Origin of the sequence: Streptosporangium sp. NPDC000396 (genome assembly GCF_042898655.1) — a bacterium.
Taxonomy (GTDB): domain Bacteria; phylum Actinomycetota; class Actinomycetes; order Streptosporangiales; family Streptosporangiaceae; genus Streptosporangium.
In genome coordinates this window covers 152,346-179,230 of record NZ_JBIAZA010000019.1, presented here as the reverse complement: position 1 = coordinate 179,230, position 26,885 = coordinate 152,346, and the positions used below count along the sequence as shown (strand labels likewise).

Annotated in this window: 22 protein-coding genes; 10 read left to right on the top strand and 12 right to left on the bottom strand. The window is 69.8% G+C overall.

The window, feature by feature from the left end; all coding sequences use genetic code 11:
* Positions 1–30: 30 nt before the first annotated feature.
* Complete coding sequence (gene wecB / locus ACFY2X_RS29090) at positions 31–1,200, bottom strand: non-hydrolyzing UDP-N-acetylglucosamine 2-epimerase (protein WP_389944030.1); 1,170 nt, start codon at positions 1,198–1,200, stop codon at positions 31–33.
* 56 nt (positions 1,201–1,256) lie between these two features.
* On the opposite strand from wecB, the gene ACFY2X_RS29085 reads away from it, so the two are divergent.
* The 5 genes from ACFY2X_RS29085 (at position 1,257) to ACFY2X_RS29065 (ending at position 8,102) form a co-directional block, all read left to right on the top strand.
* Positions 1,257–2,924: a glycosyltransferase family 4 protein gene (locus ACFY2X_RS29085; RefSeq protein WP_389944027.1), complete on the top strand. Its 1,668-nt coding sequence runs from the start codon at positions 1,257–1,259 to the stop codon at positions 2,922–2,924.
* 197 nt (positions 2,925–3,121) lie between these two features.
* Positions 3,122–4,384 (top strand): nucleotide sugar dehydrogenase, encoded by a 1,263-nt coding sequence (locus tag ACFY2X_RS29080; protein ID WP_389944025.1) that lies wholly within the window; start codon positions 3,122–3,124, stop codon positions 4,382–4,384.
* Between the two features lie 19 nt (positions 4,385–4,403).
* A complete protein-coding gene (locus tag ACFY2X_RS29075; RefSeq protein ID WP_389944022.1) occupies positions 4,404–5,492 on the top strand; it encodes a glycosyltransferase in 1,089 nt (362 codons plus the stop codon).
* Between the two features lie 59 nt (positions 5,493–5,551).
* Positions 5,552–7,417: a DUF4434 domain-containing protein gene (locus ACFY2X_RS29070; RefSeq protein ID WP_389944019.1), complete on the top strand. Its 1,866-nt coding sequence runs from the start codon at positions 5,552–5,554 to the stop codon at positions 7,415–7,417.
* Between the two features lie 19 nt (positions 7,418–7,436).
* The gene (locus ACFY2X_RS29065) at positions 7,437–8,102 is read left to right on the top strand and encodes an NUDIX domain-containing protein (RefSeq protein ID WP_389944016.1); all 666 of its coding nucleotides are present in this window, start codon (positions 7,437–7,439) and stop codon (positions 8,100–8,102) included.
* A gap of 122 nt (positions 8,103–8,224) precedes the next feature.
* Here the strand turns inward: ACFY2X_RS29065 and ACFY2X_RS29060 are convergent, their stop codons facing one another.
* Positions 8,225–8,887, bottom strand: coding sequence for a Uma2 family endonuclease (locus tag ACFY2X_RS29060; RefSeq protein WP_389944013.1), 663 nt, complete (start codon positions 8,885–8,887; stop codon positions 8,225–8,227).
* Positions 8,888–8,949: 62 nt separating this feature from the next.
* On the opposite strand from ACFY2X_RS29060, the gene hisC reads away from it, so the two are divergent.
* A complete protein-coding gene (gene hisC, locus ACFY2X_RS29055; protein WP_389944010.1) occupies positions 8,950–10,011 on the top strand; it encodes a histidinol-phosphate transaminase in 1,062 nt (353 codons plus the stop codon).
* Between the two features lie 116 nt (positions 10,012–10,127).
* Here hisC and ACFY2X_RS29050 read toward each other — a convergent pair whose 3' ends face one another.
* The 5 genes from ACFY2X_RS29050 to purD form a co-directional block, all read right to left on the bottom strand.
* Entirely contained in the window at positions 10,128–11,015 is an 888-nt protein-coding gene (locus tag ACFY2X_RS29050) for an EamA family transporter (RefSeq protein WP_389944008.1), read from the bottom strand.
* 188 nt (positions 11,016–11,203) lie between these two features.
* Entirely contained in the window at positions 11,204–12,493 is a 1,290-nt protein-coding gene (locus ACFY2X_RS29045; RefSeq protein WP_389944096.1) for a GTP cyclohydrolase IIa, read from the bottom strand.
* Between the two features lie 224 nt (positions 12,494–12,717).
* A complete protein-coding gene (murA, locus tag ACFY2X_RS29040; protein WP_389944005.1) occupies positions 12,718–13,986 on the bottom strand; it encodes a UDP-N-acetylglucosamine 1-carboxyvinyltransferase in 1,269 nt (422 codons plus the stop codon).
* Between the two features lie 197 nt (positions 13,987–14,183).
* Entirely contained in the window at positions 14,184–15,221 is a 1,038-nt protein-coding gene (locus tag ACFY2X_RS29035) for a hypothetical protein (protein ID WP_389944002.1), read from the bottom strand.
* A gap of 110 nt (positions 15,222–15,331) precedes the next feature.
* A complete protein-coding gene (purD, locus tag ACFY2X_RS29030; protein WP_389943999.1) occupies positions 15,332–16,564 on the bottom strand; it encodes a phosphoribosylamine--glycine ligase in 1,233 nt (410 codons plus the stop codon).
* A 434-nt stretch (positions 16,565–16,998) separates the two neighbouring features.
* Between purD and corA the strand changes: the two genes are divergently transcribed.
* Complete coding sequence (corA, locus tag ACFY2X_RS29025) at positions 16,999–18,117, top strand: magnesium/cobalt transporter CorA (protein WP_389943996.1); 1,119 nt, start codon at positions 16,999–17,001, stop codon at positions 18,115–18,117.
* Between the two features lie 11 nt (positions 18,118–18,128).
* On the opposite strand, the gene ACFY2X_RS29020 is transcribed toward corA, so the two are convergent.
* The 4 genes from ACFY2X_RS29020 to fbaA all read right to left on the bottom strand — a co-directional run bounded on the left by ACFY2X_RS29020 (position 18,129) and on the right by fbaA (position 22,269).
* The gene (locus ACFY2X_RS29020) at positions 18,129–19,055 is read right to left on the bottom strand and encodes a glycerophosphodiester phosphodiesterase family protein (RefSeq protein ID WP_389943993.1); all 927 of its coding nucleotides are present in this window, start codon (positions 19,053–19,055) and stop codon (positions 18,129–18,131) included.
* An 83-nt stretch (positions 19,056–19,138) separates the two neighbouring features.
* Complete coding sequence (locus ACFY2X_RS29015; RefSeq protein WP_389943990.1) at positions 19,139–20,422, bottom strand: adenylosuccinate synthase; 1,284 nt, start codon at positions 20,420–20,422, stop codon at positions 19,139–19,141.
* A gap of 124 nt (positions 20,423–20,546) precedes the next feature.
* Positions 20,547–20,969, bottom strand: coding sequence for a DUF3151 domain-containing protein (locus ACFY2X_RS29010; RefSeq protein ID WP_389943988.1), 423 nt, complete (start codon positions 20,967–20,969; stop codon positions 20,547–20,549).
* Positions 20,970–21,237: 268 nt separating this feature from the next.
* A complete protein-coding gene (gene fbaA / locus ACFY2X_RS29005) occupies positions 21,238–22,269 on the bottom strand; it encodes a class II fructose-bisphosphate aldolase (protein WP_389943985.1) in 1,032 nt (343 codons plus the stop codon).
* A 176-nt stretch (positions 22,270–22,445) separates the two neighbouring features.
* On the opposite strand from fbaA, the gene ACFY2X_RS29000 reads away from it, so the two are divergent.
* Both ACFY2X_RS29000 and ACFY2X_RS28995 read left to right on the top strand, forming a co-directional pair.
* On the top strand, positions 22,446–23,171 hold the full coding sequence (locus ACFY2X_RS29000; protein WP_389943982.1) for a DedA family protein: 726 nt from the start codon (positions 22,446–22,448) through the stop codon (positions 23,169–23,171).
* A 54-nt stretch (positions 23,172–23,225) separates the two neighbouring features.
* Positions 23,226–23,654 carry a hypothetical protein gene (locus ACFY2X_RS28995; protein ID WP_389943980.1) on the top strand — a complete coding sequence of 143 codons (429 nt, stop codon included), beginning with the start codon at positions 23,226–23,228 and terminating at the stop codon, positions 23,652–23,654.
* Between the two features lie 15 nt (positions 23,655–23,669).
* Here the strand turns inward: ACFY2X_RS28995 and pyrE are convergent, their stop codons facing one another.
* On the bottom strand, positions 23,670–24,206 hold the full coding sequence (gene pyrE / locus ACFY2X_RS28990) for an orotate phosphoribosyltransferase (RefSeq protein ID WP_389943977.1): 537 nt from the start codon (positions 24,204–24,206) through the stop codon (positions 23,670–23,672).
* Between the two features lie 146 nt (positions 24,207–24,352).
* On the opposite strand from pyrE, the gene ACFY2X_RS28985 reads away from it, so the two are divergent.
* Complete coding sequence (locus ACFY2X_RS28985) at positions 24,353–26,776, top strand: sigma factor (protein WP_389943975.1); 2,424 nt, start codon at positions 24,353–24,355, stop codon at positions 26,774–26,776.
* Positions 26,777–26,885 lie beyond the last annotated feature (109 nt).

Genomic DNA, 26,885 nt, shown 5'->3' with positions numbered 1-26,885 from the left:
TAAGGCTTCGGTCGTGCCGAAATAGCCGTTTTAAAGGGATTTGGGCGGTACGGCTTGCGCAGCCGGGGAGAGGTTGCCGCCCTTGAGCCAGGATTCGATCACCCGGGCGATCCGGGGGCCGGCCTTGCCGTCCCAGAGCGGGGGCAGCTCGCCCGACGGCGTCGCCGCGCCGTCGGCCAGGGCCCTGTCGGCGGCCGCGGGCAGCTGCTCCGGGGTGACCAGGCGGTTGGTGCCGTGGGTGATGGTGATCGGCCGCTCGGTGTTGGGCCGCACGGTCAGGCACGGAACGCCGAGCATGGTCGTCTCCTCCTGCACGCCGCCGGAGTCGGTCACGACCAGGGCCGCGCCCCGGACCAGGGAGAGGAAGTCCACGTAGCCCAGCGGATCGACGATGAGCAGGTTCTCGCCGTTCACGAGACCGGCCTCGGCCAGGCGGGTCCGGCCGCGCGGGTGCAGGGGCACCACGATCGGCAGGCGCTCACTCACCGAGAGCACCGCGTCGACCAGCTCCTTCGCCGAAGCCGGGTCGTCCACGTTGGCGGGACGGTGCAGGGTGGCCACGCCGTACCTTTCCGGGAGCCCGAGCCGGGAGCGGATCGGGGCCGGGTCGAGGAGGTCCAGTGCCGAGAACAGGCTGTCGATCATCGGGTTGCCGACGAGGTGGACGCGCGCGGGGTCGACGCCCTCGTTGGACAGGTGGGAGAGCGCGTCCGGCGAGGTGGCGAAGAGGATGTCGGACAGGGCGTCGGTGACGACCCGGTTGACCTCCTCGGGCATCTCCCGGTCGAAGGAGCGCAGGCCCGCCTCGACGTGCGCGGTCGGGATGTGGAGCTTGGCACAGACGAGGATCGCGGCCAGCGTCGAGTTCACGTCGCCGTAGACGACGACCAGCGCGGGCCGGTGCGCCAGGACGACCTCTTCGAGGCCGGTCAGGAGGGCCGCCGTCTGGCGGGCGTGCGAGCCGGATCCGACACCCAGATTGGCGATCGGCTCCGGGAGTCCGAGGTCGGCGAAGAACACGTCGGACATCAGCGCGTCGTAGTGCTGACCGGTGTGGACGATGCCTTGCCTCACCCCCAGCTCGGTGAGACCGCGCACGACCGGAGCGGCCTTCACGAAGTTGGGCCGCGCGCCGAGCACGTGCAGGACGAGGGGGCCGTCGGGGTCCGGGGTCGTCCCCTGCGGGGCGTTGTCCCTCATTGACCTCGCCTTTCATGCGGGAGTGTGGCAAACGTTGCCTATGGTACGGTCACGGCGTGGTATCCGAAGCCAGCAGGCCAGACTCCTCCAAGGTTTCAGCGAAGTCGGCCCGTGCCGGTTTGCGCGGGCTTCTCAGGGGGTTCGTCCAGCACCCTGTGATCGTCTCCCGGGTCGTGGTGACCAAGGTCAAATCCGACCCGGTCCGCGTCGCCCAGGCCGCCGCCGAGACGCTTCCGCCGAGTTTGCGCCCCGTCGTGGGCCGGGTCGCCTGGCCCGCCGCGCGCCGCGCCAAGCTGGTCGCCCGCAAGCTCGGCATGCGCCTGGTCAGGGGGCCGTGGGACGAGGCGAAGGGGCACTTCGACGCCGGCCGGATGACCGAGGCCGTCGCGGTGCTCAAGCCGTACACCAAATACCCCTTCATCAAGCGCCGCGCCGCCTACTACGCCGGTGAGCTGGCCTCCATCCAGTCGAACCCGATCCCGCCCAAGTCCAAGGTGATCGTGGGCGAGCGGGTCGAGGGCCGGGTGCTGCACTGCGTCACCAACGCCCTGCCCTACACGCAGGCCGGATACACCGTGCGCACGCACCGGATCGTCACCGCGCAGAAGGCGGCCGGGCTGGACCCGCACGTCGTGACCAGCTGGGGCTGGCCGATGATGCAGGGCCACGCCGACGCCACGCCGTACGAGGAGATCGACGGGATCCCCTACCACCGGCTGCTGCCGAGCGGCGAGGTGCCGTTCGAGAGCCAGGGCCGGATGATCCGGGGCGCCGGCGAGGTGACCGAGCTGGTCAGGACGCTCCGGCCGCAGGTGCTGCACGCCGCGACCGACCACCGCAACGGCTCGGTGGCGCTGGCGGTGCGGGAGCGGACCGGCACGCCGATGGTCTACGAGGTCCGGGGTTTCCTGGAGGAGACCTGGGCCTCCCGCGACCCCAAGCGCGTCGGCAGCCAGCGGCACGTGCTCCAGCGCGACCGCGAGGCGTTCATCATGCGCTCGGCCGACGCCGTGGTCACCCTCGCGGAGACCATGGCCGCCGAGATCGTCGAGCGGGGCGTGCCGAGAGAGAAGATCTTCCTGGCGCCCAACGCGGTGGACGACTCCCTGCTGACCGTCGAATACGACGGCGCGGCCTTCCGGTCCGCCTACGGCATCGAGCCCGGCGAGATCGTCATGGGCTCGGTGTCGAGCATCGTGGCCTACGAGGGCTTCGCGACCATGATCAGTGCCGCGGCGCTGCTCCGGGATCAGGGCACCCCGATCAGGCTGCTCCTCGTCGGCGACGGCGCGGAGCGGCCGGCGCTGCTGGAGCAGGTCGAGGAGCTGGGCCTTTCGGACATCGCGATCCTGCCCGGCCGGGTCGGCCCCGACGAGGCGCTGCAGGCCCAGTCGGCCATCGACATCTTCGTCTGCCCTCGCGAGGACCTGCGGGTGTGCCGCCTGGTCACGCCGCTGAAGCCCGTCGAGGCGATGGCCCTGGGCAAGCCGGTCGTGTTGAGCGACCTCCCCGCCCTGTCGGAGCTCGTGGGCTCGGAAGGCGCCGGGCTCCTGGTGCCCGCGGGCGACCCCGCGGCGCTCGCCGAGGCGCTCGCCGGGCTGCGTGACGATCCGGAGCGGCGGGCCGCGATGGGCGAGGCCGGACGGGCCGAGGTGGCCGCGAAGCGCACGTGGAGCCGCCTTGCGGAGACTTACCGTGATATTTACCGATCGATTACTGGCTGATGACCTCGTGCTGGTAGCGAGGAAGCCAGCCGTTTGCGATGCGTTCAGTCTCATTAGGCGTGGCTCGTGCCGACTTGAGATAGCCTTTGCCACCATGAAGTGTTGTTTCCGGCTTTCCAGGGTCACCCGTGAGCGAGCGTAGCGAGCGAGCCATCAGGCACAGCACCGGTGCGGGCGAGGCCGGGGAAGGAGGGCGCGTGAGCGTCTACGACCTGGCCGTGATCGGTCTCGGGTATGTCGGCATGCCGCTGGCCAAGGAGGCCGCGGCGGCCGGACTGCGAGTTGTCGGCTTCGAGGTGGACCCCCGCAAGGTGGAGGCCCTCAACGCGGGGCGGTCCTACGTCGACGACCTGACCGACGCCGACCTCGAGCACATGCTGTCCAACGGCTTCAGCGCCACCCTGGACGAGTCGGTGCTGGCGGAGAGCCGGACCATCGTCATCTGCGTGCCGACCCCGCTGGACGAGGACCACCGTCCCGACCTGTCCGCGGTCGAGGGCGCGACCGCCACGGTCGCCCGGAACCTGTCCTCGGGCGCTCTCGTGGTCCTGGAGTCCACGACCTGGCCCGGCACCACCGACGAGGTCGCCCGCCCCATCCTGGAGGCCTCCGGTCTCGTCGCGGGCGTCGACTTCCACCTCGCCTTCTCGCCCGAGCGCATCGACCCGGGCAACTCCAAGTACGGCCTGCGCAACACGCCCAAGGTCGTCGGCGGTTACACGACCGCGTGCAAGGAGCGCGCGGTCGGCTTCTACTCCCAGTTCGTCGAGCAGGTCGTGCCGGTCAGCGGCACCCGCGAGGCCGAGATGGCCAAGCTCCTGGAGAACACCTACCGTCACGTCAACATCGCCCTCGTCAACGAGATGGCGATCTTCTGTGACGAGCTCGGGATCAACCTCTGGGAGTCCATCGAGGCCGCGGCCACCAAGCCGTTCGGCTTCCAGAAGTTCCTGCCCGGACCCGGCGTCGGCGGGCACTGCATCCCTGTCGACCCCTCCTACCTGTCCTACACGGTGCGCAAGCTGGGCTACCCGTTCCGGTTCGTGGAGCTGGCCCAGGAGATCAACGAGCGGATGCCGTCCTACGTGGTGGCCCGCGTCCAGCGGCTGCTCAACCGGCACCGCAAGGCCGTCAACGGCGCCAAGGTGCTGCTGCTCGGCGTGACCTACAAGCCCGACATCGCCGACGAGCGGGAGACCCCGGCGCTGCCGGTCGCGCGGGCCCTGCAGGAGCTCGGTGCCGAACTGGTCTTCGCCGACCCGTACGTCAAGGAATGGCGGGTGGACGGCACCCCGGTGCCGCGTGAGGAGGACCTCTCCAAGGCGGTCGCCGAGGCGGACGTTACGCTGCTGCTACAGCAGCACGCCGCCTTCGATCTGTCGATCGTCGAGGACCACGGCAAGCTCGTACTCGACACCCGAGGCGTGCTCGCCGAGGGTGAACGCGTCGAGCGTCTCTAGCGACGGAGGACTGCGCGCAGTGCACGTGCTCGTCATGACGGTGGTGCATCACCCCGAGGACGCCCGGATCCTGCACCGGCAGATCCGCGCGCTCGTGGATGCCGGTCATGAGGTCACGTATGCCGCGCCGTACACCGCGAGGGGCGTCATGGTCCGGTCGTGGGTGAACGGCATCGACCTTCCCCGGGCGGCTGAGCGTAAGCGGCTGTCGGCCGTGCGCGCCGCGCGCAAGGTGTTCAAGCGCATGCGCGACCAGGTCGACCTCGTGGTCATCCACGACCCCGAACTGCTGCTCGCGGTGGTGGGCGTGCGCAAGCGGCCCCCGGTGGTCTGGGACGTCCACGAGGACACCCCGGCGACCCTGTCGTTGAAGCCCTGGCTGCCCGCGTTCCTCCGCCCGCCGGTGCGCTTCCTGGCCCGCATGCTCGAAGGGACGGCGGAGCGCCACCTGCACCTGCTCCTGGCCGAGACCGCCTACGCCGGACGGTTCCACCAGGCCCATCTGGTGGTCCCGAACGAGACCTGGGTGCCCGACGACGTGACCCCGCCGGGAGACGACCGCGTCGTCTACCTCGGCTGGCTGTCGGAGGCGCGCGGGGTGCGCGACGCCATCGAGGTGGCCCGGTTGCTCCGGCCGTACCGGGTGTCGGTCGAGCTGATCGGCTACGCCGACCCGCAGTCACGCCCGACGCTGAACGAGGCGGTGGCCGAGGGCGTGGTGGAGTGGCGCGACTTCATGCCGAACGACGAGGCGCTCAAGCGGCTCGACGGCGCGCTGGCCGGACTGTCGCTCCTGCACGACGAGCCCAACTACCGGCACTCCATGCCCACGAAGATCGTGGAGTACATGGCGCACGGAATCCCGGTGATCACCACTCCGTCGCCGCGCGCGGTGGAGCTGGTCGAGCGCTACAACAGCGGGATGGTCGTGCCCTGGCAGGACCCGAAGGCCGTGGCTCAGGCCGTGCTCACGCTGCGAGACGACGTCCGGGAGCGGCACGCCCAGGGCGCCCGAGGTTACGCGGCGGCGCGTGCGAACCACCACTGGCCCAACTCGGCTCGCCGCTTCGTCGCTCAGCTGGAGGAATGGGCCGGGGTTAAAAGCTGACTTCTTGTATGGCGAAGTTGTTTATGTCCGCCTGATCACAAGAACGGTAGTGTCCTGACGTGCGCTGGTTCACCGCTTTCATCGGTGTGGCGATCCTCGCGGCGGTGGCGGCGATCGTGCTGGTTCTGCCGAAGGGCGAGAGCACCCCGGTGGGCGAGAAGACACCGGCCGCGTCGGCCTCCCTTCCCCCCTCGGTCATCTCCTCCACGCCGATCCCCAAGTCCACTGCTTTCACCGACCCGTGTGGAACGTTCGACACGGTCATGCCCTCGCCGTACGCGGTGACCGGTTACTGGCTCATCCCGACCGCCGACCACTGCACCTGGCGGCGGCAGTTCGGCGCCATCCACAAGGTGGGCGGCGACACCGTGATCCGGATCGGCTGGGGCCTGCAGGCCCGCCGCGTCGACGGCGAGGGCCGAATCCTGGCCAACACGGAGGGAGAAGGGGAAGAAGAGGTCGACCCCCGCTACGCCCCGTGCGAAGAGAACGGCCTGCCGTGCGTGGCGGCGGCGGAGAAGGATCTCAAGGCCGCCAATCCCGGCAACCGGGTGAGCTGGACGTTCGTCTACCGGACCGACGAGGCGTTCGGGGACGCGCTCTTCCGCTGCCCTGAGTTCGAGCGGAAGATCCAGGTAGGGAAGACCGTCTTCTACCGGCTCGTCGCGCCGGACGACGGCAGCGACGACCCGAACTGCGGGAACATCAGGAACGGGGGGCGCGGCTATCACGTGATCCTGATCGCGGCAGCGGAGAGGGACAGCCTCACCGAGCTGCTGGACCTCGGCGACCAGTTCGGTGTGAAGGTCTTTCCGGCGCTGCCGCTGGCACCGCGCGACCCGGCGCAGAAGACCCGGGCCGCCAAGCAGGGCACGAACACGCTCACCACGCTCACCCGCCGCATCATGCAGGACTACGGCGCCCGGTTCCAGAACCGGGTCTCGCTCGGCGGCTTCTACCAGCCGTTCGAGCTGCAACTGGCGGAACTGCGATACACGGGGTCGAGCGATCCGAAAGAGGCGGAGCTCGACAACCCGACGCTGCGGGTCTACGCCTCGCAACACGAGATCGTCGAGCAGGAGATGCCGGGCAGGCCCATCCTGGTCAGCCCCTACATGGACGCGCGCAGGCGGCTGAAGTTCAGCGCCACCCCCAAGCAGGTGGCCGCGGGATTCGAGGCCCTGGCCAGGACCGGAGTGGGCATCATCGCACCCCAGGACAGCCGGGGCACGGGCAAGGTGGGGCTGTTCTGGCCGGACCAGCGTGACGACCAGGTGGACGAGCGGCTGCGCCCGGTCGTCGGCGAGACCACCAACGGCATCGCCTACCACGGCTCGACCCGCGACTACTACCGGGAGATGGCCGCGGCGCGGGACAGGATGGTCGGGCAGGGGCACAACGTGCAGCTCTGGGCCAACGTGGAGGCCTTCGAGCCGTCCACGAAGGAGCCCTGCGAGGCCCGGACGGGCACCCGCGGGCGCACCGACAAGAAGCGGCTGGACACGGCCGTGACCCAGGTGGGCCGATACGTCTCCAAAATCGTCTCCTACATGTGGAGCGACTTCTTCACCTGCGGCTCGCCGTCCCTGGCCGAGGAACTCGCCCGTGACTGGGACCGGCCGATCCCGGTGGACGCGGTCCGCAGGGAGCGCGACATCCAGGACGGTGTGGAGATCCGGGGATACAACATCCCGATGGGCTCGAAGGTCACCGTCACCTGGGACGGCCAGGAGTCTCCCAGGGTCGTCGACGTGGCCGGGGTGAACCTGTCGGAGCCGCTGCCCGGCCTGCCCGCCCGGATGGCGACGGCGTGGATCCCGTTCGACTGGACCCAGGTGCCCCAGGACGCGTGGGCGAGGTTCGAGGTCGCCGCGCCCGACGGGCGGACCGCCGCCGAGCCGCTTCACGTCCGCATACGACTCTGACCGGTGTAACGTGCCTGACATGGTTCCGCGCATTCCCGTCAGCGTGGACTTGGTCGTCCTCACCGTGCGCTGCCAGGCGCTGAGCGCGCTCGTCTGGCGGCGGGACCACTCACCATACGTGGGACGCTGGGCCCTGTCAGGCGGCTTCATCCAGCTCGACGAGGATCTGCCCGCCGCGGCGGGCCGGGTTCTCGCCGAACGAGCCGGTCTGCCCGGGGCCCCGGTCCACCTGGAGCAGCTCCAGACCTACGGTTACCCCGACCGCGACCCGCGCCAGCGCGTCCTGAGCGTCGCCTACCTCGGCCTCGCCCCCGACCTGCCGGCCTCCACCGAGGCCCACATGAGCTGGCAGCCGGTCTCCTCCCTGCAGGAGATGGCCTTCGACCACCGGCGCATCATGGTCGACGGGATCGAACGCGCCCGGAGCAAGCTCGAATACAGCTCGCTGGGCGCGGCTTTCTGCCCCCCGGAGTTCACCGTCGCGGACCTGCGCCGGGTCTACGAGATCGTCTGGGGCCGCCCGCTGGACCCGCGCAACTTCCACCGGAAGGTCACCAAGGCCGAGGGGTTTCTGGTGCCCACCGGCCGCACCACCACCCGGGACGGAGGCCGTCCGGCCAAGCTCTACCGCCGGGGGCCTGCCGTACTGCTCCACCCCCCGATGCTCCGCTCCCTCAAGGAGTGACCGGGCTCAAGAAGTGACCGCGGCGGGCGGCACCGCCCGCCGCGAGCCCCGTCCATCATGACCGCCGTTACCGCCGTGACCACCGCGCCCGCCGGGAACGCTGTCCGGCGGGCCGGTGGTGATCAGAGGTCGTCGATCTCCGTCAGGTCGATGTCGATGTCGAACGGGACGCTGAGCTTCAGCCGGTCGTGGTGGATGCCGGTGGGAACGTACGTCTTGGTGGCCGGGTCCAGTTCGTAGACGTAGACCGTCGGGCGGCCGTCCTTCTCCTCGATCCGCCAGAAGTGGGGGATGCCCGCCGCCGCGTAGAGCTCGGGCTTGCGCTCCCGGTCCCGGATCTCGGACTCGGTGGAGACCACCTCGACGGCCAGGACGACGTCAGCCGGCTGGTAGGTGGTCTGTTTAGGCCCTTTAACGGCTTCTGTATGGACTGCCAGAATGTCTGGCTCAGGCCGTTGCCGCCTATCAAGCGTCACAGTCATCTCACGCTTGATCCGCAGATCCGGCGGAACCGCACGCCGCAACTCGCTCTCCAGAAGGAAGAGCGTCGACATGTGGAAGTTGGTCTGGGGGCTCACGAAGACGAGAGTGCCATCGATCAGCTCGGTGTGAGGGGGAATCCCTCGCAGCTGGTCGAGGTCTTCCGCGGTGAAACCATCCGTCGGCGGGATGAGCCAGGTGGGTTCGGGCTCCAGCTCGGACGGCTCCGTTCCGGCCGTTTCCGGCTCGTGGGACTCGGCCTTGGCCAGCGGTGCGATGCTCATCTCGTCCTTCCGGTCCGACACGCCTCTCACCTCCAGTGTTACAGGATGATGCCCCATCCGCCCGCTCCTCATAAAGTAAGGCCATGCCTCGTTTCCGCGCGATCCTGGACACTATGCCCGCATACAGGCCGGGCAAGGCCGTGGTGTCAGCCGACGGCCGGTCCTACAAGCTGTCCTCGAACGAATCCCCCTACGAACCGCTGCCTTCCGTGGTCGAGGCGATCTCGAAGGCCGCGTCCGAGATCCACCGCTATCCCGACCCGGCGGCGACCGTCCTGACCAACGCGCTCGCCGAGAAGTACGGCGTGCCGCCCGAGCACGTCGCCCTCGGCGCGGGTTCGGTGACGGTGGCCCAGCAGCTCTTCGAGACCGTGAGCGAGCCGGGCGCCGAGGTCGTCTACGCCTGGCGCTCGTTCGAGGCCTATCCGCTCCTGGCCGACCTGGCGGGCGCGACCTCGGTCCGGGTCCCGCTCGTGGGCGAGACGCACCACCTGGACGCCATGGCCGACGCGATCACCCCGCAGACGCGCATGGTCTTCGTCTGCAACCCGAACAACCCCACCGGCACGGTCGTGCACGCGGCCGAGCTGGAGGCCTTCCTGAACCGGGTCCCGGAGAACGTGCTCGTCGTCCTCGACGAGGCCTACCGGGAGTACGTCAGGGACGCCGACGTCACCGACGGGCTCACCGTCTACCGTGACCGGCCGAACGTGGCCGTGCTGCGGACGTTCTCCAAGGCGTACGGCCTGGCGGGCCTCCGGGTGGGCTACCTGATCGCCAACGAGCCGGTGGCGACCGCCGTGCGCAAGACGACCATTCCCTTCGCGGTCAACCACATCGCGCAGGCCGCCGCGGTCGCCTCCCTGGAGGCCGAGGAGGAACTGCTGGAGCGGGTGGACGCCGTGGTCAAGGAGCGCACCCGGGTTCGCGAGGCCCTGATCGCCCAGGGCTGGACGGTGCCCATCACCGAGGCCAACTTCGTCTGGCTGCGTCTGAACGACCGCACGACGGACTTCGCCGAGGCCTGCGCCGCCGAGGGCGTCGCCGTGCGTCCCTTCGCGGGCGAGGGTGCCCGGATCTCCATCGGCACTCCCGAGGCCAACGACACCTTCCTCGCCGTCGCCGGGGCCTTCACCCGCGGCTGAACCGCTCACCTGCGGGGGACGCCGTCCCCCGCACCGGTGACCGCCGGGTCGCTCCGTTCGGGAAGCTCTGTCCAGGGCGTGGGCGGACAGGTCCGCCTCCCGCCGAGGCCCGCCGCTCAGACGGGCGCGCTTTCCTTCTCCTCGATCTGCGCCTTCTTACGGCGCTCGGTGGAGACCACCAGGGCCACGCCGAGAACGATCACCAGGCCCGCCCCGACCATCGAGGACGTGACCGGCTCGCTCAGGACGAGCGCGCCGAGGACGACCGCCACGACGGGGTTGACGTACGCGTAGGTGGAGACCAGGGAGATCGGGGCGTTGCCCAGCAGCCAGGCGTAGGCGGTGAAGCCGACCAGGGAACCCACCAGGATCAGATAGACCAGCCCCGCCCAGGATCGCCCGGAGACGGCCGTGAGGTCGACGGACTCGCCCACGACCCGGCTGGTCAGCGCCAGCCCGAGACCGCCCGCGACCATCTCGATCGCGCTCGTGGTGAAGGGGTTGGCGGGCATCGGGATCCGGGCGGACAGGAACGAGCCGAGCGACCACGACAGCGACGCCAGCAGGATGATCACGATCCCCGCGCTGTCGGACGAACCGCCGCCGCCGGTCAGTGACAGCACCGCCACTCCGCCGAACCCGACGAGCACCCCGGCCAGCGTCAGCAGCTGAGGCCTGTCCTTGGCGAGGATCCTGAAAACCACCAGCCACAGCGGCACCGAGGCCACCAGCAGCGCCGCCAGCCCGCTGGAGATGTGCTGCTCGGCCACGGCCACCATGCCGTTGCCGCCGTTCAGCAGCAACAGCCCGACCAGCACGGCTCCGCCGAACTCCTTCCGGGTCATCCGGAAGGCCCGCGGTCCCCGGAGCAGGAACACCACCCCGGCGAGGACCAGCGCCGCCGTGGTGAAGCGGATGGCCCCGCTGAGCAGCGGTGGGATCGTCTCGATCGTGATTCTGATCCCTAGATATGTCGAGCCCCACACGACATATACGATCGCCAACGCTGCCCATACGAGGAGCGACCTGCGGCTGTCAGTAGTGTCACGGCTCATAGCTCATGACAATAGCCGCTGCCTCCGACAATTCGCTCGCGGGTTCCGGACTCTGAGATCCGGCGGCCGGCGGCCGCGATCCGGAGTACCGCCACACGAGGCGGAACCCCGGATCACGAAAGACGGCCTGCCCCGGTTCAACGGCCGCCGAGCTTCTCCACGATCAGGCGGTAGAGCTGGCGGGGACGACCCGGCTGGGGGGTGCGGTTCGGCGGAAGCGGCCACGCGAGTCCCTCGTCGACCAACGTGCGCAGCAGCCGCCGTGCCGTACGCGGGGTGACGCCGAGCATCTTGCCCGCGCCCTCCGCGTCCACCACCGTGTCTCCGCCCTCCAGCTTGGCCGCCAGCCGGGCCAGCACCTCAACGCCCTTCGGCTTCAGCAGCCCGCCGCCCTGAGGAGGCATCCTGGGCGCGGGGATCAGCGCGCGGCCCTCGCGGTCCACCGCGAAGCCCTGGGCCTGCTTGCCCGCCTGGGTTCGTGCCAGAGCGGCACGGGCGTGGGATTCGGCGTCATGGGCGGTACGGCCCATGCCGACCCCCACCTCCACCGCCAGGCCCAGCTCGTCCCGCACCCGCGCGGCGAAGGGCAGCACGCGGAAGCCCTCGGTCGCCGTGGCCACCGATCCGCGCGTCGCGGTGATCATGTAGCTGTGGTCGTCGATCGCGGTCACCGACGCGTTGATCCGGTTGGCCTCCTGCACCAGCAGCCGGTGCAGGGACAGGCGGAGCTCGTCGCGCCAGTAGCGCGGCGCGGCCCGGCGAACCGGCTCGCGGAGCGTGGGCACCTCCACCAGGACGACGGTGAGCTGCGACTCCTCCAGTCGGTGATGCGCACCGAGCAGGGCGGCCGTGTGCAGCGCCGTACGGACCGCGGCGGAGGTGGGGCGGATCCTGACCACCGGCACCCCGGCCGTCTGCAGACGGTCGGCGACCGTGGGCAGGCAGGTCAGCGCCCCGGTGGTGCTGCCCTGGCGGGCGAGGCGTTCGTGGAAGGCCGCGATCGTGCCGTTGGCGCCCGGCTCGTCGCGGCTGTGAACGTCTCCGACGGGCAGGCCCAGATCCGCGTAGGCCTCCTCGACGTCGGCGCGGCCCAGCACGTCGATGCTGACCCTGCGCGGATCGATCCGCTCGTCCAGCGCGGCCCTGGCCAGTGCGGCGATCAACGCGGCGCCGCCGAGCTGGACATACGTCGCAGGCATCGTCAGCACTCCTGAACGCCGGGCCAGGTCGTAGGGGACCGGGCTGGCGAACAGACATGCGTCCACCCCTGTCCCCAGACGGGTGACCTTGTCGGCGGCTTCCTGCTCGTCCCGGTAGGCAGCGGCTACCAGGCGGCAGGGTAGGGGCGCCGCCGCGTGTCCCATCAGCATTACTCGCTCGACGAGGTCATGGGGGCCCACCACACCTATGGTGAGGTCCGGTGTCATGGCACCCGGGCGTGACACTCGTGAAGTTTCTTCGGCCCGCTCGACCAATGTTCGTCCCATCCTGCCGTCCCTTTGTTTTCGGCTCTCTTTTGGAACGATCGCTTGCGGGGGCCGTAATGTCACGCCCGATTTGCCATCAATTCGGGGAGGAACCCCTGGGGTAAACCCCTGACTCCTGCTGTTTACACAGGTCAGAGCGGTTTTTGAGAGGATGAAACCTTCGATTAAGTTGATGAAATCTCTCGGCGCACATCTGCTCCCAGGGCCTGCATACGCTCGGCCAGATATGAGTGACCCCGGTCGATGAGATATCCGGATTCGATGACGGTCTCCCCTTCGGCCGCGAGCCCGGCGAGGACGAGGGCGATTCCGGAACGGAGATCGTGGGCGGTCACCTGGGTTCCGGTCAGCGGAGTCGCGCCGCGGACGACGGCGCTGTTCTCCTTGACCTCGATGTCGGCGCCCATCTTGTTCAGCTCGGAGGCCAGGGCGAACCGGCCGTCGAAGATGCGCTCGTGGATGTAGCTGGCGCCGTCGGCGAGGCAGGCGACCGTCATGATCGGTGACTGCAGGTCGGTGGCGAACCCGGGATAGGTGTCGGTGATGACGTTGATCGGGCGCAGCGGGCGGTCCCGGCGCACGTGCAGCACCGCGCCGTGGTCGGCGAACTCCACCCCCATCTGCTCCAGCTTGTAGCGGACCACGCCGAGGTGGTCCAGATCGGCGCCGACCAGGTTGACCTCGCCGCCGGTGACGGCCGCCGCCATGGCGAACACGCCCGCGTCGAGGCGGTCGGGCATCACGGTGTGCTCGACGGCCTGGAGCTCCTCCACGCCCTCCACGGTGATGAACCCGGTGCCACCGCCGGTGATCTTCGCGCCCATGCGGGTCAGCATCTCGATCACGTCGAGGACCTCGGGCTCCAGCGCCGCGTTCTCGATGACGGTGGTGCCGCGGCCCAGGGCGGCCGCCATGATCAGGTTCTCGGTGCCGGTGTGCGAGGGGGTGTCCAGGTACAGGGTGGCCCCGGTGAAACCGGACGTCTTGACGTGGATGACGGAATCGCCCTCGTCCACCACCGCGCCCAGGCGCTTGTAGCCCAGGTAGTGGAAGTCGAGGTTGCGACTGCCCAGGTTGCAGCCGCCCACGCCCTCGATGACCGCCTCGCCGAGGCGGTGCAGCAGCGCCGGGACGAACAGCACGGAGCCGCGGAAACGGCGGGCGATCTGGGCGGGCAGCACCGGGCTCGTCAACGTGGAGGCGTCGATCACCAGCGTGCGCTCCGCCTCGTGGAGCTCGACCTTGGCGCCGATGGCCTCGGCCAGCTCGACCGCGCGGCGCACGTCCTCGATGATCGGGACGTTGCGCAGCACGGTGCGGCCCTTGGCCGCGAGGAGGGCCGCGCCGACCATGGGCAGCACGGCGTTCTTTGCGCCCTGGATGAAGGCGGTTCCACGAAGTGGGTTGCCACCGCGCACGCGGTAACGGACCATGCGTAAAGCTCCTTGGAATGGGGGTGGGTGTGATTCCTGCGACAAGGCGCGGCAGCCGGGGTTACCGGCCAACAGTAGCCGCTGGATGCACCTGAACCGGCCACTTCGTGCGGTAACTGCCCCTTGGGTGACCGACAAGTCCGTCATTTCGTGGACTTCGGGTAGTTAGTGCTCTCTCCTGGTGATGTCGGCCGCGTTCAGCCGGCCCGGTTTCCCCTGCCCGCCGGGGTGAGCGGGGAGGCCGCCGACAGGAGATTGTCGGCCCGTTGGTCGACGAAGCGGGTGACGATTTGCTGGCCGTACCCGAAGGCCATGGCCCAGACCAGAATCGCGGGCTGCGAGCCGAGCCCGGCGAAGCCGGGGACGAAACCCGAGTTCAGGATCAGCAGCCCGAGCACGGAGGTGGCCACCCCCGCCGGCGCCTTGAGCAGGTTCTGGACCACCGCCAGCGAGTAGCGCGTGGACAGCTCCGACCGGGTGGAGAGCGAGGCGGCCGTGGCGAGCGCCGCGCCCAGCATCCCGATGAGGGCGACGAGGGGGACGTCTCCGTGGCTGGGCCGCAGGCCGCCCGTCGGACAGATCTGCGCGGGCATCAGCCCCTGGGCCTGGATCACCGCCTGGTTGCCGCACATCGGGATGACGGTCGGCCAGATCGCGCCGATGGTCACCACGCCCAGCACGATCAGGGTCAGCATGAGCACCCCGCCGAGCAGCAGGTTGCGGAAGCTGCGGACCCGGCCGGTCTCCATCGCCTGCGCGGTGTAGGCGGCCCGCAGCACCGACTGCATCAGCGGTCTGTCGCCCTCGTGCAGGTCACCCGCGGCGAGCCGGGCCTGGAGGTGGACCAGCCGGGGATCGTCGGAGGGCAGGTAGGCCCGGCCGATCCCCACGACCTCCGGGCCCCGGCCGCACATCTCCGCCGTCGGCAGCACGCCGTACAGCATCACGGTGGCGCTGTTGACGTTCGACCAGGCGCCCTCGATGGCCTGGCCGGTCAGCCAGCGCCGCAGGCCGTGCCTGTCCCGCGCGTAGGACTCCGCGCGGGACAGATGCGTGCTGATGCCCTCGCTCACGGACGCCAGCAGGTCCGCCTCCCCGCGCACGGTCAGGGCGCGCTCGGCGTCGGCCCGGATCTCCTCGCTGCGCGTGGCCACATACACCCGCCAGGTCCCCGGCCACCGCAGCACGCCGGTGTCGCCGATCCGTTCGGGACGTGCCGACTGGTCGAGCGACATCGTTCCTCCGTGGGACGCGCGTGGGACGCGGCGGGGACGGGCGGCAAGGACCTCTTCCGGCTTATCGCGCCGTGCCCATCAGTCGCTACGTCCCGCGGCGGGGGCGTGGGTCAGAGGCCGCGCTCCGCGATGTCCGTGCGGTGGTGTGAGCCGCGCATCCGGATGCGGCCGACCGCCTCGTAGGCGGCCGTGCGGGCCGCGGCCACATCCGGGCCGGTCCCCACCACGCTGAGCACTCGTCCGCCGCTGGAGACGATCTGGTCGCCGTCGAAGGCCGTTCCCGCGTGCAGCACGTAGGCGTCCCCGGTGACGTCGGAGAGCCCCTCGATGACGTCACCCTTGACCGGGTCGGCCGGATAGTTCTCCGCCGCGACCACCACGGTCACCGCGGCGCCGTCACGGTAGGACAGCGGCCCGAACCGGTCGAGCGTTCCGCCGGCGCAGGCGAGCAGCAGGCCCGCGAGCGGTGTCTCCAGCCGGTCCAGCACGACCTGGGTCTCCGGGTCGCCGAACCGCGCGTTGAACTCGATCACCTTCGGGCCCTCGGAGGTGAGGGCCAGCCCCACGAAGAGCACCCCGGTGTACGGCGTGCCGCGCCTGGCCAGCTCGGTCACGGTCGGGATGACGGTCTCGGCCATCACCCGGCCGGCGAGGTCGCCGGGAGCCCACGGCAGCGGCGTGTAGGCGCCCATGCCGCCGGTGTTGGGGCCCTTGTCCCCGTCGTAGGCGCGCTTGTGGTCCTGGGCGGGCTGGAGCGGCACGGCGGTGGATCCGTCGCAGAGCGCGAACAGCGACACCTCCGGGCCGTCGAGGAACTCCTCGATGACGACCCTTCCGCACGCGGCCGCGTGGCCGAGCGCCTCGTCCCGGTCGTCGGTGACCACCACGCCCTTGCCGGCCGCCAGCCCGTCGTCCTTGACCACGTACGGCGCGCCGAACTCATCCAGCGCCGCGGCGGCCTCCTCGGGCGTGACGCACGTGCGGGACCGTGCCGTGGGCACGCCCGCCGCGAGCATGACATCCTTGGCGAACGCCTTGGAGCCCTCGATCCGGGCGGCCTCCCGGGACGGCCCGAAACACGCGATGCCCGCCTGCCTGACCGCGTCGGCGACCCCGGCGACCAGCGGTGCCTCGGGGCCGATCACGACCAAGTCGGCTCCCAGCTCCCCGGCCAGCCGGGTGACCGCCGCGGGGTCGGTGGGGGCCACCGGATGCAGGGTCGCGACCTGTGCGATGCCCGCGTTTCCGGGAGCACAGTGGACCTCGGTGACCTGGGGGTCTGCCGCCAGCGACCGGCACAGGGCATGTTCACGCCCGCCGGACCCAATCACAAGAACGCGCACGTGCGAGAGCCTATCGGCCTCGGACCCGATGTTCGTCCACAGGCTGTGGACAAAGGGGTCGTCCGCACGGCTCGCGCCGCCGTGAGGGGCCGTCCACGGCGGCACGCGGCTCGTGCCGCCGTGGCGAACACGGCCGTAAATCATGTGTGAATTTCGTCAGGTTATGGATGATCGTTTGCTGGAACCGGGAGTAGGCTTGGGGAGCCTGCCCGTATCTGTGCTAAGTTTGGGCGGCTTTGCCTGTCTATGGCTGATTGGAGGTGGTTGGGGATGTCCTCTGGTGATCCCAGCAGTACGTGCTCGCGCACGCTTTCCGTGCGCACTCTCGACCACTTCGGATCAGTGCCCGACTGGTTCCGCGCGCATTCCTGCTCGAGTTGAGGTGACATCGCGTCGCGCGTGGACCGTGCCCGGTCGGGCGGGAAAGGCTTGCCATGCGCTCCTCGCTTCTTTTTCCTCGTATCCGGCACGTACGCGTCGTCCGTGCCCCGCACGTCCCCGCCGCCCCGGCCCGTGAGCGGGTGAACGGAGTGTGCGTCCCGCCGAGTGACTCGCTCGTCGAATACGCCGCCTACATCGACGGCAAGAAGATCGACGCCCTGGGCATCCCCGACGCCCTGGAGATCGTCCGCGAGCACAACGCGGCCCAGGAGAAGGGCAACGCCTTCGTCTGGGTGGGCCTGCACGAACCCGACGCCCCCGAGGTCGAGTGGCTGGCGGAGGTCTTCGCCCTGCACCCGCTCGCCGTCGAAGACGCCGTCAAGGCCCACCAGCGCCCCAAGGTCGAGCGCTACGGCGACTCCCTGTTCGTTGTTCTGAAGACCGTCGCCTACCTCGACCACGACGAGCTGACCGCCACCAGCGAGATCATCGGCACCGGCGAGATCATGGTGTTCGTCGGCCCCGACTTCGTGGTGACCGTACGGCACGGCGAGCACTGCCCGCTGTCGGAGGTGCGCACGCGGCTGGAGGACAAGCCCAAGCTCCTCAACCGCGGCCCGACCGGTGTGCTGCACGCGATCGCCGACCACGTCGTGGACAAGTACCTCAACGTGGCCGACCAGATGCAGGCCGAGCTGGAAGACGTCGAGGCCATGGTCTTCGCCGAGGTCAGCGCCCGTGACATCGGCCGGATCTACAACCTCAAGCGCGAGATGATCGAGATGAAGCGCTCGGTCACCCCGCTCCAGTCGCCCCTGTCGACGCTGGCCCAGCGCCGGATGATCCCCTCGGAGATGCGCGAATACTTCCGGGACGTCGTCGACCACCTGGCCCGGGTCTGCGAGCAGGTCGAGTCTTCCAACGAGCTCTGCAACTCCGTCCTGCAGGCGGCGCTGGCCCGCTCCAACGCGCTCGCCAACGAGGACATGCGGAAGATCTCCGCGTGGGTCGCCATCATGGCCGTTCCGACGATGATCGCGGGCATCTACGGCATGAACTTCACGCACATGCCCGAGATCGACTTCGTTTTCGGCTATCCCCTGGTGATCGGCGTGATGGTGATCGCCTGTTCCTTCCTCTACCGGGGCTTCCGCCGCAACGGCTGGATGTGACCCGATGACCCCTACGCGCTGACCGGGCGCATGGGGGTGATCGGCGCGGGAACGGGCATGCCCCGGTCGGCCCACAGGGCGCGCATCCGGTCGGGATAGTCGGTGACGATCCCGGCCACCCCGAGGTCGAGCAGTTCGGCGGCCCGGCCGGGCTCGTTGACGGTCCACGGGACCAGCGGCAGCTCGGCCTTCTCAGCCTGGCGCGCCAGCTCCTGGTCCACCAGCACGTGCTCGGGAGACAGCGTGGTGCCCCCGGCCGCCACCGCGGCGGCCGGAAGGTCGCCGCCGAAGTCCTCAAGCCGGAGGCCGTTGAGCCAGGCGCTGTCCACGGTGGCGCGCTCGATCAGGGCGTATCGCCGGGTCGCGGGCACCAGGGAGCGGGCGATCTCAAGGATCCGCCAGTCGAAGCTGAGGATCGCCGCCCCGTCGAGCCGGCCGTGCCGGTCGAGCTCGGCGATCACCATCTCGGTGAACTCGCGGGGAGAGGAGCTGATCTCCGGTCTCGTCGGATCGGACTTCAGCTCCACATGCATCCGGACGCCATCTGCGTTGTAGGCGTCCACCAGACCCAGCACGGCTCCGAGCGTCGGCATCCGGGTGTCCGGCACCGGCACCTGCGTGTGGATGAAACGGTCGGTGGGGTGAAGCGGCAGCCGTACCCCGCAGTCGAGGGTGCGCAGTTGCGCGAGCGTCAGCTCGCGGACGGGTCTGCCCACGTAGGGGTAGAGCGGGTCGTCCCGGAAGGCGGGCCGGCGGTCGGCGCTGGTCACCGCCGACACGGTGAGGTCGTGGGTGAGCACCAGCCGCCGGTCGGCCGTCAGCGCGACATCGAACTCCAGCGCGTCGACGCCCAGCTCCAGGGCGTAGGCGAGGCCGGGCAGGGTGTTCTCCGGACGGAGCCCGCGGGCTCCCCTGTGACCGTGAATCTCGACATGCACACAAGGGACCCTACCGACCTCGCGGGCCGATCTCCCAGGTAAGGCTCGCGCCTGGCGGCCGCCAGGCGCGAGCCTTACCGTAACTAGATCATCGGGTGGATCTGGAGCGTCTCGGTGCGGCCAGGGCCGACGCCGATGGCGGAGATCCGGGCGCCGCTCATCTCCTCCAGGGCCTTGACGTAGGCCTGGGCGTTGGCGGGCAGGTCCTCGAAGGACTTGGCGCCGGAGATGTCTTCCTTCCAGCCGGGGAACTCCTCGTACACCGGCTTGGCGTGGTGGAAGTCGGTCTGGGTCATCGGGATGTCGTCGTAGCGGACGCCGTCGACCTCGTAGGCGACGCAGACCGGGATCTTCTCCAGGCCGGACAGCACGTCCAGCTTGGTGAGGAAGAAGTCGGTGACGCCGTTGATCCGGCTGGCGTAGCGGGCGATCACCGCGTCGAACCAGCCGCAGCGGCGGTTGCGGCCGGTGGTCACGCCGTACTCGCCGCCGGTGGTGCGCAGCCAGTCGCCCATCTCGTCGTCGAGCTCGGTCGGGAACGGCCCGGAGCCGACGCGGGTGGTGTAGGCCTTGAGGATGCCGATCACGCGGGTGAGCCGGGTCGGCGGGATGCCGGAGCCGGCGCAGGCGCCGCCGCTCGTCGGGGAGGAGGAGGTGACGAACGGGTAGGTGCCGTGGTCGAGGTCGAGCAGGTTGCCCTGGCCGCCCTCCAGCAGCACGACCTTGCCCTCGTCCAAGGCCTTGTTGAGGACCAGCGAGGTGTCGGCGATGTGCGGCTTGAGGCGCTCGGCGTAACCGAGGTATTCCTCCAGGACCTTGCCCGGGTCGATCGCCCGGCGGTTGTAGATCTTGGTGAGGATCTGGTTCTTCTCGTTCAGGGCGGCTTCGATCTTCTTCTGCAGGATGCCCGGGTCGAGCAGGTCCTGGACCCGCACGCCCATCCGGTAGACCTTGTCGCCGTAGGCGGGACCGATGCCCCGGCCGGTGGTGCCGATCCTGGCCTTGCCGAGGTAGCGCTCGGTGACCTTGTCGATGGCCTTGTGGTGGGGCATGATCAGGTGCGCGTTGGCGGAGATCAGCAGCCGCTCGGAGGAGACCCCGCGGGCCTGCAGCCCGTCGATCTCGCTCAGCAGCACGCCCGGATCGATGACGACGCCGTTGCCGATCACCGGTACGACGTTCGGGGAGAGCACTCCTGTGGGCAGAAGGTGGAGCGCGTACTTCTGGTCGCCGATGACGACCGTGTGTCCCGCGTTGTTTCCACCTTGGTATCTGACGACGTAATCAACCTGATCGCCGAGTAGGTCGGTCGCCTTACCCTTGCCCTCATCGCCCCACTGGGCACCAACGAGAACGACAGCCGGCATCGTTAACTCCCACCACAAAAACGAAAACCCCTGACGCAATCGCGACAGGGGCTCTTGCGTGGTGAGAATACCCGAACGAGTCGGGATATGGGGATCTCCCAGTTTCCGGAGGGAGATCCCGGGTTCAGCTACCGGTCAGTTCCGCGGCGGCCTCGACGCTGGAGTCCTTCAGGAACTGGAAGCAGCGCTCGGCCTCGTCCTTCTCCCCGATGGCCTGGGCCGCGCGGCCGAGCGCGTGCAGGCAGCGCAGGAAGCCGCGGTTGGGCTCGTGATCCCAGGGAATCGGGCCGTGACCCTTCCAGCCCGCGCGGCGCAGCTGGTCCAGGCCGCGGTGGTAGCCCGTGCGGGCGAACGCGTACGACGTCACGGCGTGTCCGGCCGCGAAATACTCGTCCGCCAGCGCGGCCCAGGCAGCCGGATAGGAGGGGAAACGCGCGGCGACGTCGGATGCCTGGGCGCCGGATTCCAGCGCCTCTCGGGCCTCGGGCAGGTCCGGAAGCCGGGTGGGCGGTGGGCCGGCGAGAAGGTTCTCGTGCGATTCCGTCATGTCGTGAGAGTACTTGTTGCCTCTCTCCAGCAGGAGAGCCACATCCCCATCATGTCCAGTGCGGGGACTGTCAGGTTCACCCGGCAGGAGAATCGCTTCCTTCGCCGCGCCGAGGGAGTCGGAAGGCCGCTCCTCAGGGGTTGTTCGTCAGCGAGCGGAGGAGCCACGGCGGCAGTCCTGCCGGAACGTTTTGCCGGGCCATCGGCCCCGGAGAGCAGTCGTCCGGGAGCCGATGGCCCAGATGACCCGAATGCCGGGAAGAGGCGCCCTAGGAGAGCTTGGTGCCGGCCGACTTCAGGTTCTGGCAGGCCTCGACCACGCGGGCGGCCATGGAGGTCTCGGCGGCCTTGCCGTACGAGCGCGGGTCGTAGGCCTTCTTGTCGCCCACGTGGCCGTCCACCTTGAGCACGCCGTCGTAGTTCCTGAACATGTGATCGGCGATCGGGCGGGTGAAGGCGTACTGCGTGTCGGTGTCGATGTTCATCTTGACCACGCCGTAGGAGATCGCCTCGTGGATCTCCTCCAGCAGCGAGCCGGAGCCGCCGTGGAAGACCAGGTCGAAGGGCTTCTCCTTGCCGTATTTGGCGCTCACGGCCTCCTGGATGTCCTTCAGCACGCTCGGGCGGAGCTTGACGTGCCCCGGCTTGTAGACGCCGTGCACGTTGCCGAAGGTCGCGGCGAGCAGGTAGCGGCCCCGCTCTCCGAGGCCCAGGGCGTCGGCGGTGGCCAGGGCGTCCTCGACGGTCGTGTAGAGCTTCTCGTTCATCTCTCCGACGACGCCGTCCTCCTCGCCGCCGACGACGCCGATCTCCGCCTCAAGGATGATCTTCGCGCGGGCGCACTTCTCCAGGAGCTCCTGGGCGATTTCGAGGTTCTCCTCCAGCGGTACGGCGGAGCCGTCCCACATGTGCGACTGGAACAGCGGGTCCTGGCCCCGCGACACCCGCTCAAGAGAGATGTCGAGCAACGGCCGGACGAACTTGTCCAGTTTGTCCTTGGGGCAGTGGTCGGTGTGCAGTGCGATGTTCACGGGGTATTTCTCCGCGACGACCCGGGCGTACTCCGCGAACGCACTGGCGCCGGTCACCATGTCCTTGACGGTGGTGCCGGACAGGAACTCGGCCCCGCCGGTCGACACCTGGACTATGCCGTCGCTTTCCGCCTCGGCGAAGCCTCGCAGAGCGGCGTTGAGGGTCTGGGAGGAGGTTACGTTGATCGCCGGGTAGGCGAACTCGCTCGCCTTGGCCCGGTCGAGCATCTCGGCGTAGACCTCTGGGGTCGCGATGGGCATCGGTGTCATCTCCTCGAGACGGCTGTGAGCGGCTGGCGCGGGCCTTTGAAGTCGTAGCCCGTTGGCCAGTATTCCGGGTTCCTTCCCAGCTCGACAGTTTCACCACCACTTCAGCCGTGGGATCTGCGACCGTTCTGCCTGTGGGATCTCCATCCGGGGCCCCGGCGCCGGTAGGCTTCACAGCGATGGACCTTCTGCACAATATCCTCGACCCCAAGTGGTGGCTCGGCCTGCTCGGGCCGTTCGCCACTGTCGGCGTCCTCGGGATCATCTTCGCCGAGACCGGGCTGCTGCTCGGTTTCTTCCTGCCCGGTGACTCGCTGCTCGTCGCGGCGGGCGTCTTCAGCACCGCCGAGGCAGCCGCCGCGATCCCCGGGCTCGCCCCCCTGTCGTTCCCGCTGCTGCTGGTCCTGGCCCCGGTCTGCGCGATCATCGGTGCCCAGCTGGGCCATCACCTCGGCGCCAGATACGGCCGCCGGATGTTCGACAGGCCCGACTCCAAGCTCTTCAAGCAGGAATACGTCGAGAAGGCCGAGTACTACTTCGAGAAGTTCGGTCCGTCCAGGGCCGTGGTGCTCGCCCGGTTCATCCCCATCGTGCGCACGTTCCTCAACCCGGTCGCGGGCATGCTCGGCATGGACCGCAAGCGGTTCTTCCTGTGGAACTGCGTCGGCGGCATCATCTGGACCGACGGCCTGCTGATCTTCGGCCGCCTGGTCGGCCAGGCGGTGCCCAACATCGACAAATACATCCTGCCGGGCGCCCTGGTGATCATCCTGCTCTCGATCATCCCGATCGTCCGAGAGGTCATGAAAAACCGCAAGAACGGCGGTCCCGGCGTCCCCGAACCGCAGGGCAAGCACCACCGTCCCACGTCCGCCGCGCCCTCAAGAGGCGATCTCCAGCGGTAGCGGATCAGGGAGGTCGGTCGTGAGACTCCCTCACCAACCGCTACCCTCCACTGTGTGGGACGCCACAGGTCCGATCCGATGGGTATCGCCCGCCTCGTGCTCGCAGGGGTGGCGGTGCTGGCGCTGCTCGCCCTGATCGTGATCGGCGTCCTGTCACTGGTCGGCGCGCTCGGCTCGGGCACGCAGTCGGCTCCGTCGCCCACGCCCTCCGTCGGCACCTCCTCCAGCGCCCCCCTCGAACAGGTCCCCACGGTTCGCATCCAGTGCCTGCAGGAGCACTGCCCCACGGTCTTCCTCAAAGTCACCGGGGGTGACGTGCTGCTCAACCGGGAGATGGCCATGGACGAGCAGGTCCAGTCGTTCGATCCCAAGGTCGATGTGGTGCTGGCCGACTCCGCCGCCGTCCGGGTCGAGGTCAACGGCACCGTCCGCCCCCCGGGCAAGCCCGGGGAACGTCAGGAGTTCACCGCCTCCCGCGAGTGACGCCCGTCCGGGCGCTCACTCCAGGTCGAGGTCCTTGAGGTTGTAGGCGGTCAGGTACGGCAGGCCGGCCTCGGCGATCGCGGAGGCGGCACCCCTGTCCACGACGGTGGCCACGGCCACGACCTCGGCGCCCGCCTCGCGCAGCGCCTCCACGGCGGTCAGCGGGGATCCGCCGGTGGTGGAGGTGTCCTCCACCGCGAGCACCCGCCGCCCCGCCACGTCCGGTCCTTCGATCCTGCGCTGCATCCCGTGCGTCTTCTGCGCCTTGCGGACCACGAACGCGTCGAGCGTCCGGCCCCGCGCCGCCGCGGCGTGCAGCATGGCGGTCGCCACCGGATCGGCGCCCAGGGTCAGCCCGCCGACCGCGTCGTAGTCGAGATCCTCGGTGAGATCCAGCATGACCCGGCCCACCAGCGGCGCCGCCTGCCCGTCGAGGGTCACCCGGCGCATGTCGATGTAGAAATCCGCCTCCATGCCGGAGGACAGCACGACCTTGCCGTGCACGACGCCCTTGCTCTTGATCTCGGCCAGCAGGTTCTCGCGATCGCTCATGGCAACAAGACTAGGGCGGTTCCGGGAGCGGCCGGTCAGAGGTCCCGCGACGCGGCCCGCCGGAGGTAAAGGCGCCGTTCCGGTTTAGTCATGAGGTGAAGTGCGGAATTATCCGGCAGGCAACCCCGGGTAATCGCGAGGTCACAATGAGTGCGAAAACATCTCAAGGCGACGCGGAATTACTGGCCGAGTCCCGGCGTGGCAACGCGGCGGCCTACGGCGAACTGTACGAACGGCACGCGCCGGCGGCCCGGCTCCTCGCCCTCCGCCTCGTCCGTAGCCCGGCCGAGGCGGAGGAGGTCGTGGGGGAGACGTTCACGAAGATCCTCGGCCTGATCAGACGAGGCGGCGGCCCGCAGGAATCCTTCCGGCCCTACCTGCTCACCGCGCTCCGCCGTACGGTCCATGACCGATCCCGCGGGGAAGGTCCCCGTGCGGTCGCCGGGGAGATCGGGCCGCCCGGCCAGGGGGTGCCCTTCGTGGACCCGGCGCTGAGCGGCCTGGAACGCTCGCCGGTGGCCAGGGCCTTCCTGTCACTGCCGGAGCGGTGGCAGCTCGTCCTGTGGCACACGGGGGTCGAGCAGGCCAGGGCCGCCGAGGTCGCCCCCCTGCTGGGCCTGACGGTCAACGGCGTGGCCGCGCTGGCCCACATGGCCAGGGAGGGGCTGCGCCAGGCCTGCCTGCGGGCGCACCTGGCCGAGGTCCCCCGGCAGGAGTGCCGTCCGGTGCTGGCCAAGATGGGTGCCTACATGCGGCGTGGCCTGGCCAGGCAGGACAGCTGGGTCCTGGACGAGCACATGGACGGCTGCGCCGACTGCCACACCGTGTTCATGGAACTGGCCGACGTCAACCAGGGCCTGCGCGTCAGTGTCGGCCCGCTCATCGCCGGCCCGGCGCTCACCGGCTACCTCGCGGCGCTGAACAGGGCCGACCCCAAGGTCGCGAGCGGGTTCTCCGACGAGAGGCCCGGCCGGTGGCAGCGGGCGTCCAGACCGAGGCGGCAGGCCGTCGCGGCCGGTGCCGCGACGGCCGCGGTGGTGCTGGCGGCGGGGCTCGTGCTGGTGTCGGCCGAGGGTCCGCTGATCCCGCCCAGCGAGTCGGCGGGGCTGGGGCCGAAGCCGGTCGCCGTGGCGCCCGCGCCCCAGCCGCAGGACCCGCCGTCCTCTCCGGGGGAGGCGAGGGCGTCCGACGGGCTCGGGGCCGCCGCGCCGGGCGGATCCGGGTCCGCCGTGCCGGGTGTGCCCGGGGCCGCCGCGTCGCCCGTCGACCGGACGACGGATCTCCCGCCCGCGGCGCGCCTGGTCGCGAGGATCGACGCGCTCGGCGCGCTGGTCCGTTCCAGGGCGGGCATGGTGGCGGTCCGGCTGCGCAACATCGGTGACGGGGAGAGCGAGGAGCTCGTCGCCGATGTCGGGCTGCCGGACGGGGTGACGCTGCCGGCGGCGGTCCGCAGGGGCCGGGCGGTCGCCCTGGTCAAGCCGGTCGGCACGGTCGACGGCTGGGCCTGCCGGGCCGCGGCCGCGGGCGCGCGGTGCACCCGGAGCCCGCTGGAGGGGGGCCGGGCCACGGCGATCTTCCTCCGGGTCATGGTCTCCGCGACGGCGGCCGAGGGCTCGGCGCTCTCGCTTCGGGTCACCGGAGCGGGGGAGCGGATCACGGCCGGGTCGAGGACCGGCGTGCGCGCCGCCGGGGCTCCCGCCCGATTCGCCACCGACGGCAGGGTGGTCACCACGGCGATCGGGAACACCTTGCTGAACTGCGAATCCGCCGCCTCCGCAGGTGCGGCCGCCCGGTTCCGCGACGGCGACCGCCGCGACAACGACCTGTGGACGATGGCTCCCTTCGACCAGGACCGGGACCCGTCGACGACGAGTTCGAGCGCGGCCCGCCTGGCCCTGCCCAAGGGGAGCCGGGTGGTCTGGGCCGGGCTCTACTGGTCGGCGAGCGCGCCCGCCGACGGATGGATCAAGTTCAAGGCGCCGGGGGACGAGAGATACACGCGGGTGAGAGCCACGCAGGTGGCCGAGAGGGAACTGCCCGTCGGCCCGGGATATCAGGCGTTCGCCGACGTGACGCGGCTGATGCGCGATCTCCGCGGAACCTACTGGGCGGCGGACGCCTCGCTCCAGCCCGGCGTCGCGCGGCACGCCGGATGGAGCCTGGTGGTCATCGCGGCCGACCCGCGCCAGCCGTACAGCCACGCCGTCGTCGTCGACACCGCCACCGTGGTTGATCGGAACCACAGGTCGTTGCGGATGCCCCTCGACGGGCTGACGTCCGCCGCCATGCCCGCGCGGGTGGACCTGGTGGCCTGGGAGGGGGACGCCGGGGTGAAGGGAGACGAGGTACGGCTGGGCGGGCGCCTGCTGCGGCCGGACGGCGGGGACCGGGACCCCGGCAACCCGTTCGACGGGTCTGCCACGGGAGCAAAAGACGTGGACGTGACCTTCGGTACGGACGTGGACAGTTTTCAGGTCGTTCTCGGCCAGGATCCGGTGCTCAAGGTGAGCACGCGCTGGGACGTTCTCCTCGTCGGGGCGGCGGTGGTGAGGGTTCCGGTCCGTTCGTGACGCCGGATTCGCCGGGCGGGAATTCTGGAAGGCCCGGACGGGCGGGGAAACGCAAAGGGCACGGTCAGAAGGCATGACTTGGCCATGACTTCAATGGGACAGGCCTGGC

Bases quoted from the DNA above. Each gene is read 5' to 3' on its own strand.
- wecB (WP_389944030.1), bottom strand. From the start codon at position 1,200: ATGAGGGACAACGCCCCGCAGGGGACGACCCCGGACCCCGACGGCCCC.
- ACFY2X_RS29065 (WP_389944016.1), top strand. From the start codon at position 7,437: ATGGTTCCGCGCATTCCCGTCAGCGTGGACTTGGTCGTCCTCACCGTG.
- hisC (WP_389944010.1), top strand. From the start codon at position 8,950: ATGCCTCGTTTCCGCGCGATCCTGGACACTATGCCCGCATACAGGCCG.
- ACFY2X_RS29045 (WP_389944096.1), bottom strand. From the start codon at position 12,493: ATGACACCGGACCTCACCATAGGTGTGGTGGGCCCCCATGACCTCGTC.
- murA (WP_389944005.1), bottom strand. From the start codon at position 13,986: ATGGTCCGTTACCGCGTGCGCGGTGGCAACCCACTTCGTGGAACCGCC.
- ACFY2X_RS29035 (WP_389944002.1), bottom strand. From the start codon at position 15,221: ATGTCGCTCGACCAGTCGGCACGTCCCGAACGGATCGGCGACACCGGC.
- corA (WP_389943996.1), top strand. From the start codon at position 16,999: ATGCGCTCCTCGCTTCTTTTTCCTCGTATCCGGCACGTACGCGTCGTC.
- ACFY2X_RS29015 (WP_389943990.1), bottom strand. From the start codon at position 20,422: ATGCCGGCTGTCGTTCTCGTTGGTGCCCAGTGGGGCGATGAGGGCAAG.
- ACFY2X_RS29010 (WP_389943988.1), bottom strand. From the start codon at position 20,969: ATGACGGAATCGCACGAGAACCTTCTCGCCGGCCCACCGCCCACCCGG.
- fbaA (WP_389943985.1), bottom strand. From the start codon at position 22,269: ATGACACCGATGCCCATCGCGACCCCAGAGGTCTACGCCGAGATGCTC.
- ACFY2X_RS29000 (WP_389943982.1), top strand. From the start codon at position 22,446: ATGGACCTTCTGCACAATATCCTCGACCCCAAGTGGTGGCTCGGCCTG.
- pyrE (WP_389943977.1), bottom strand. From the start codon at position 24,206: ATGAGCGATCGCGAGAACCTGCTGGCCGAGATCAAGAGCAAGGGCGTC.
- ACFY2X_RS28985 (WP_389943975.1), top strand. From the start codon at position 24,353: ATGAGTGCGAAAACATCTCAAGGCGACGCGGAATTACTGGCCGAGTCC.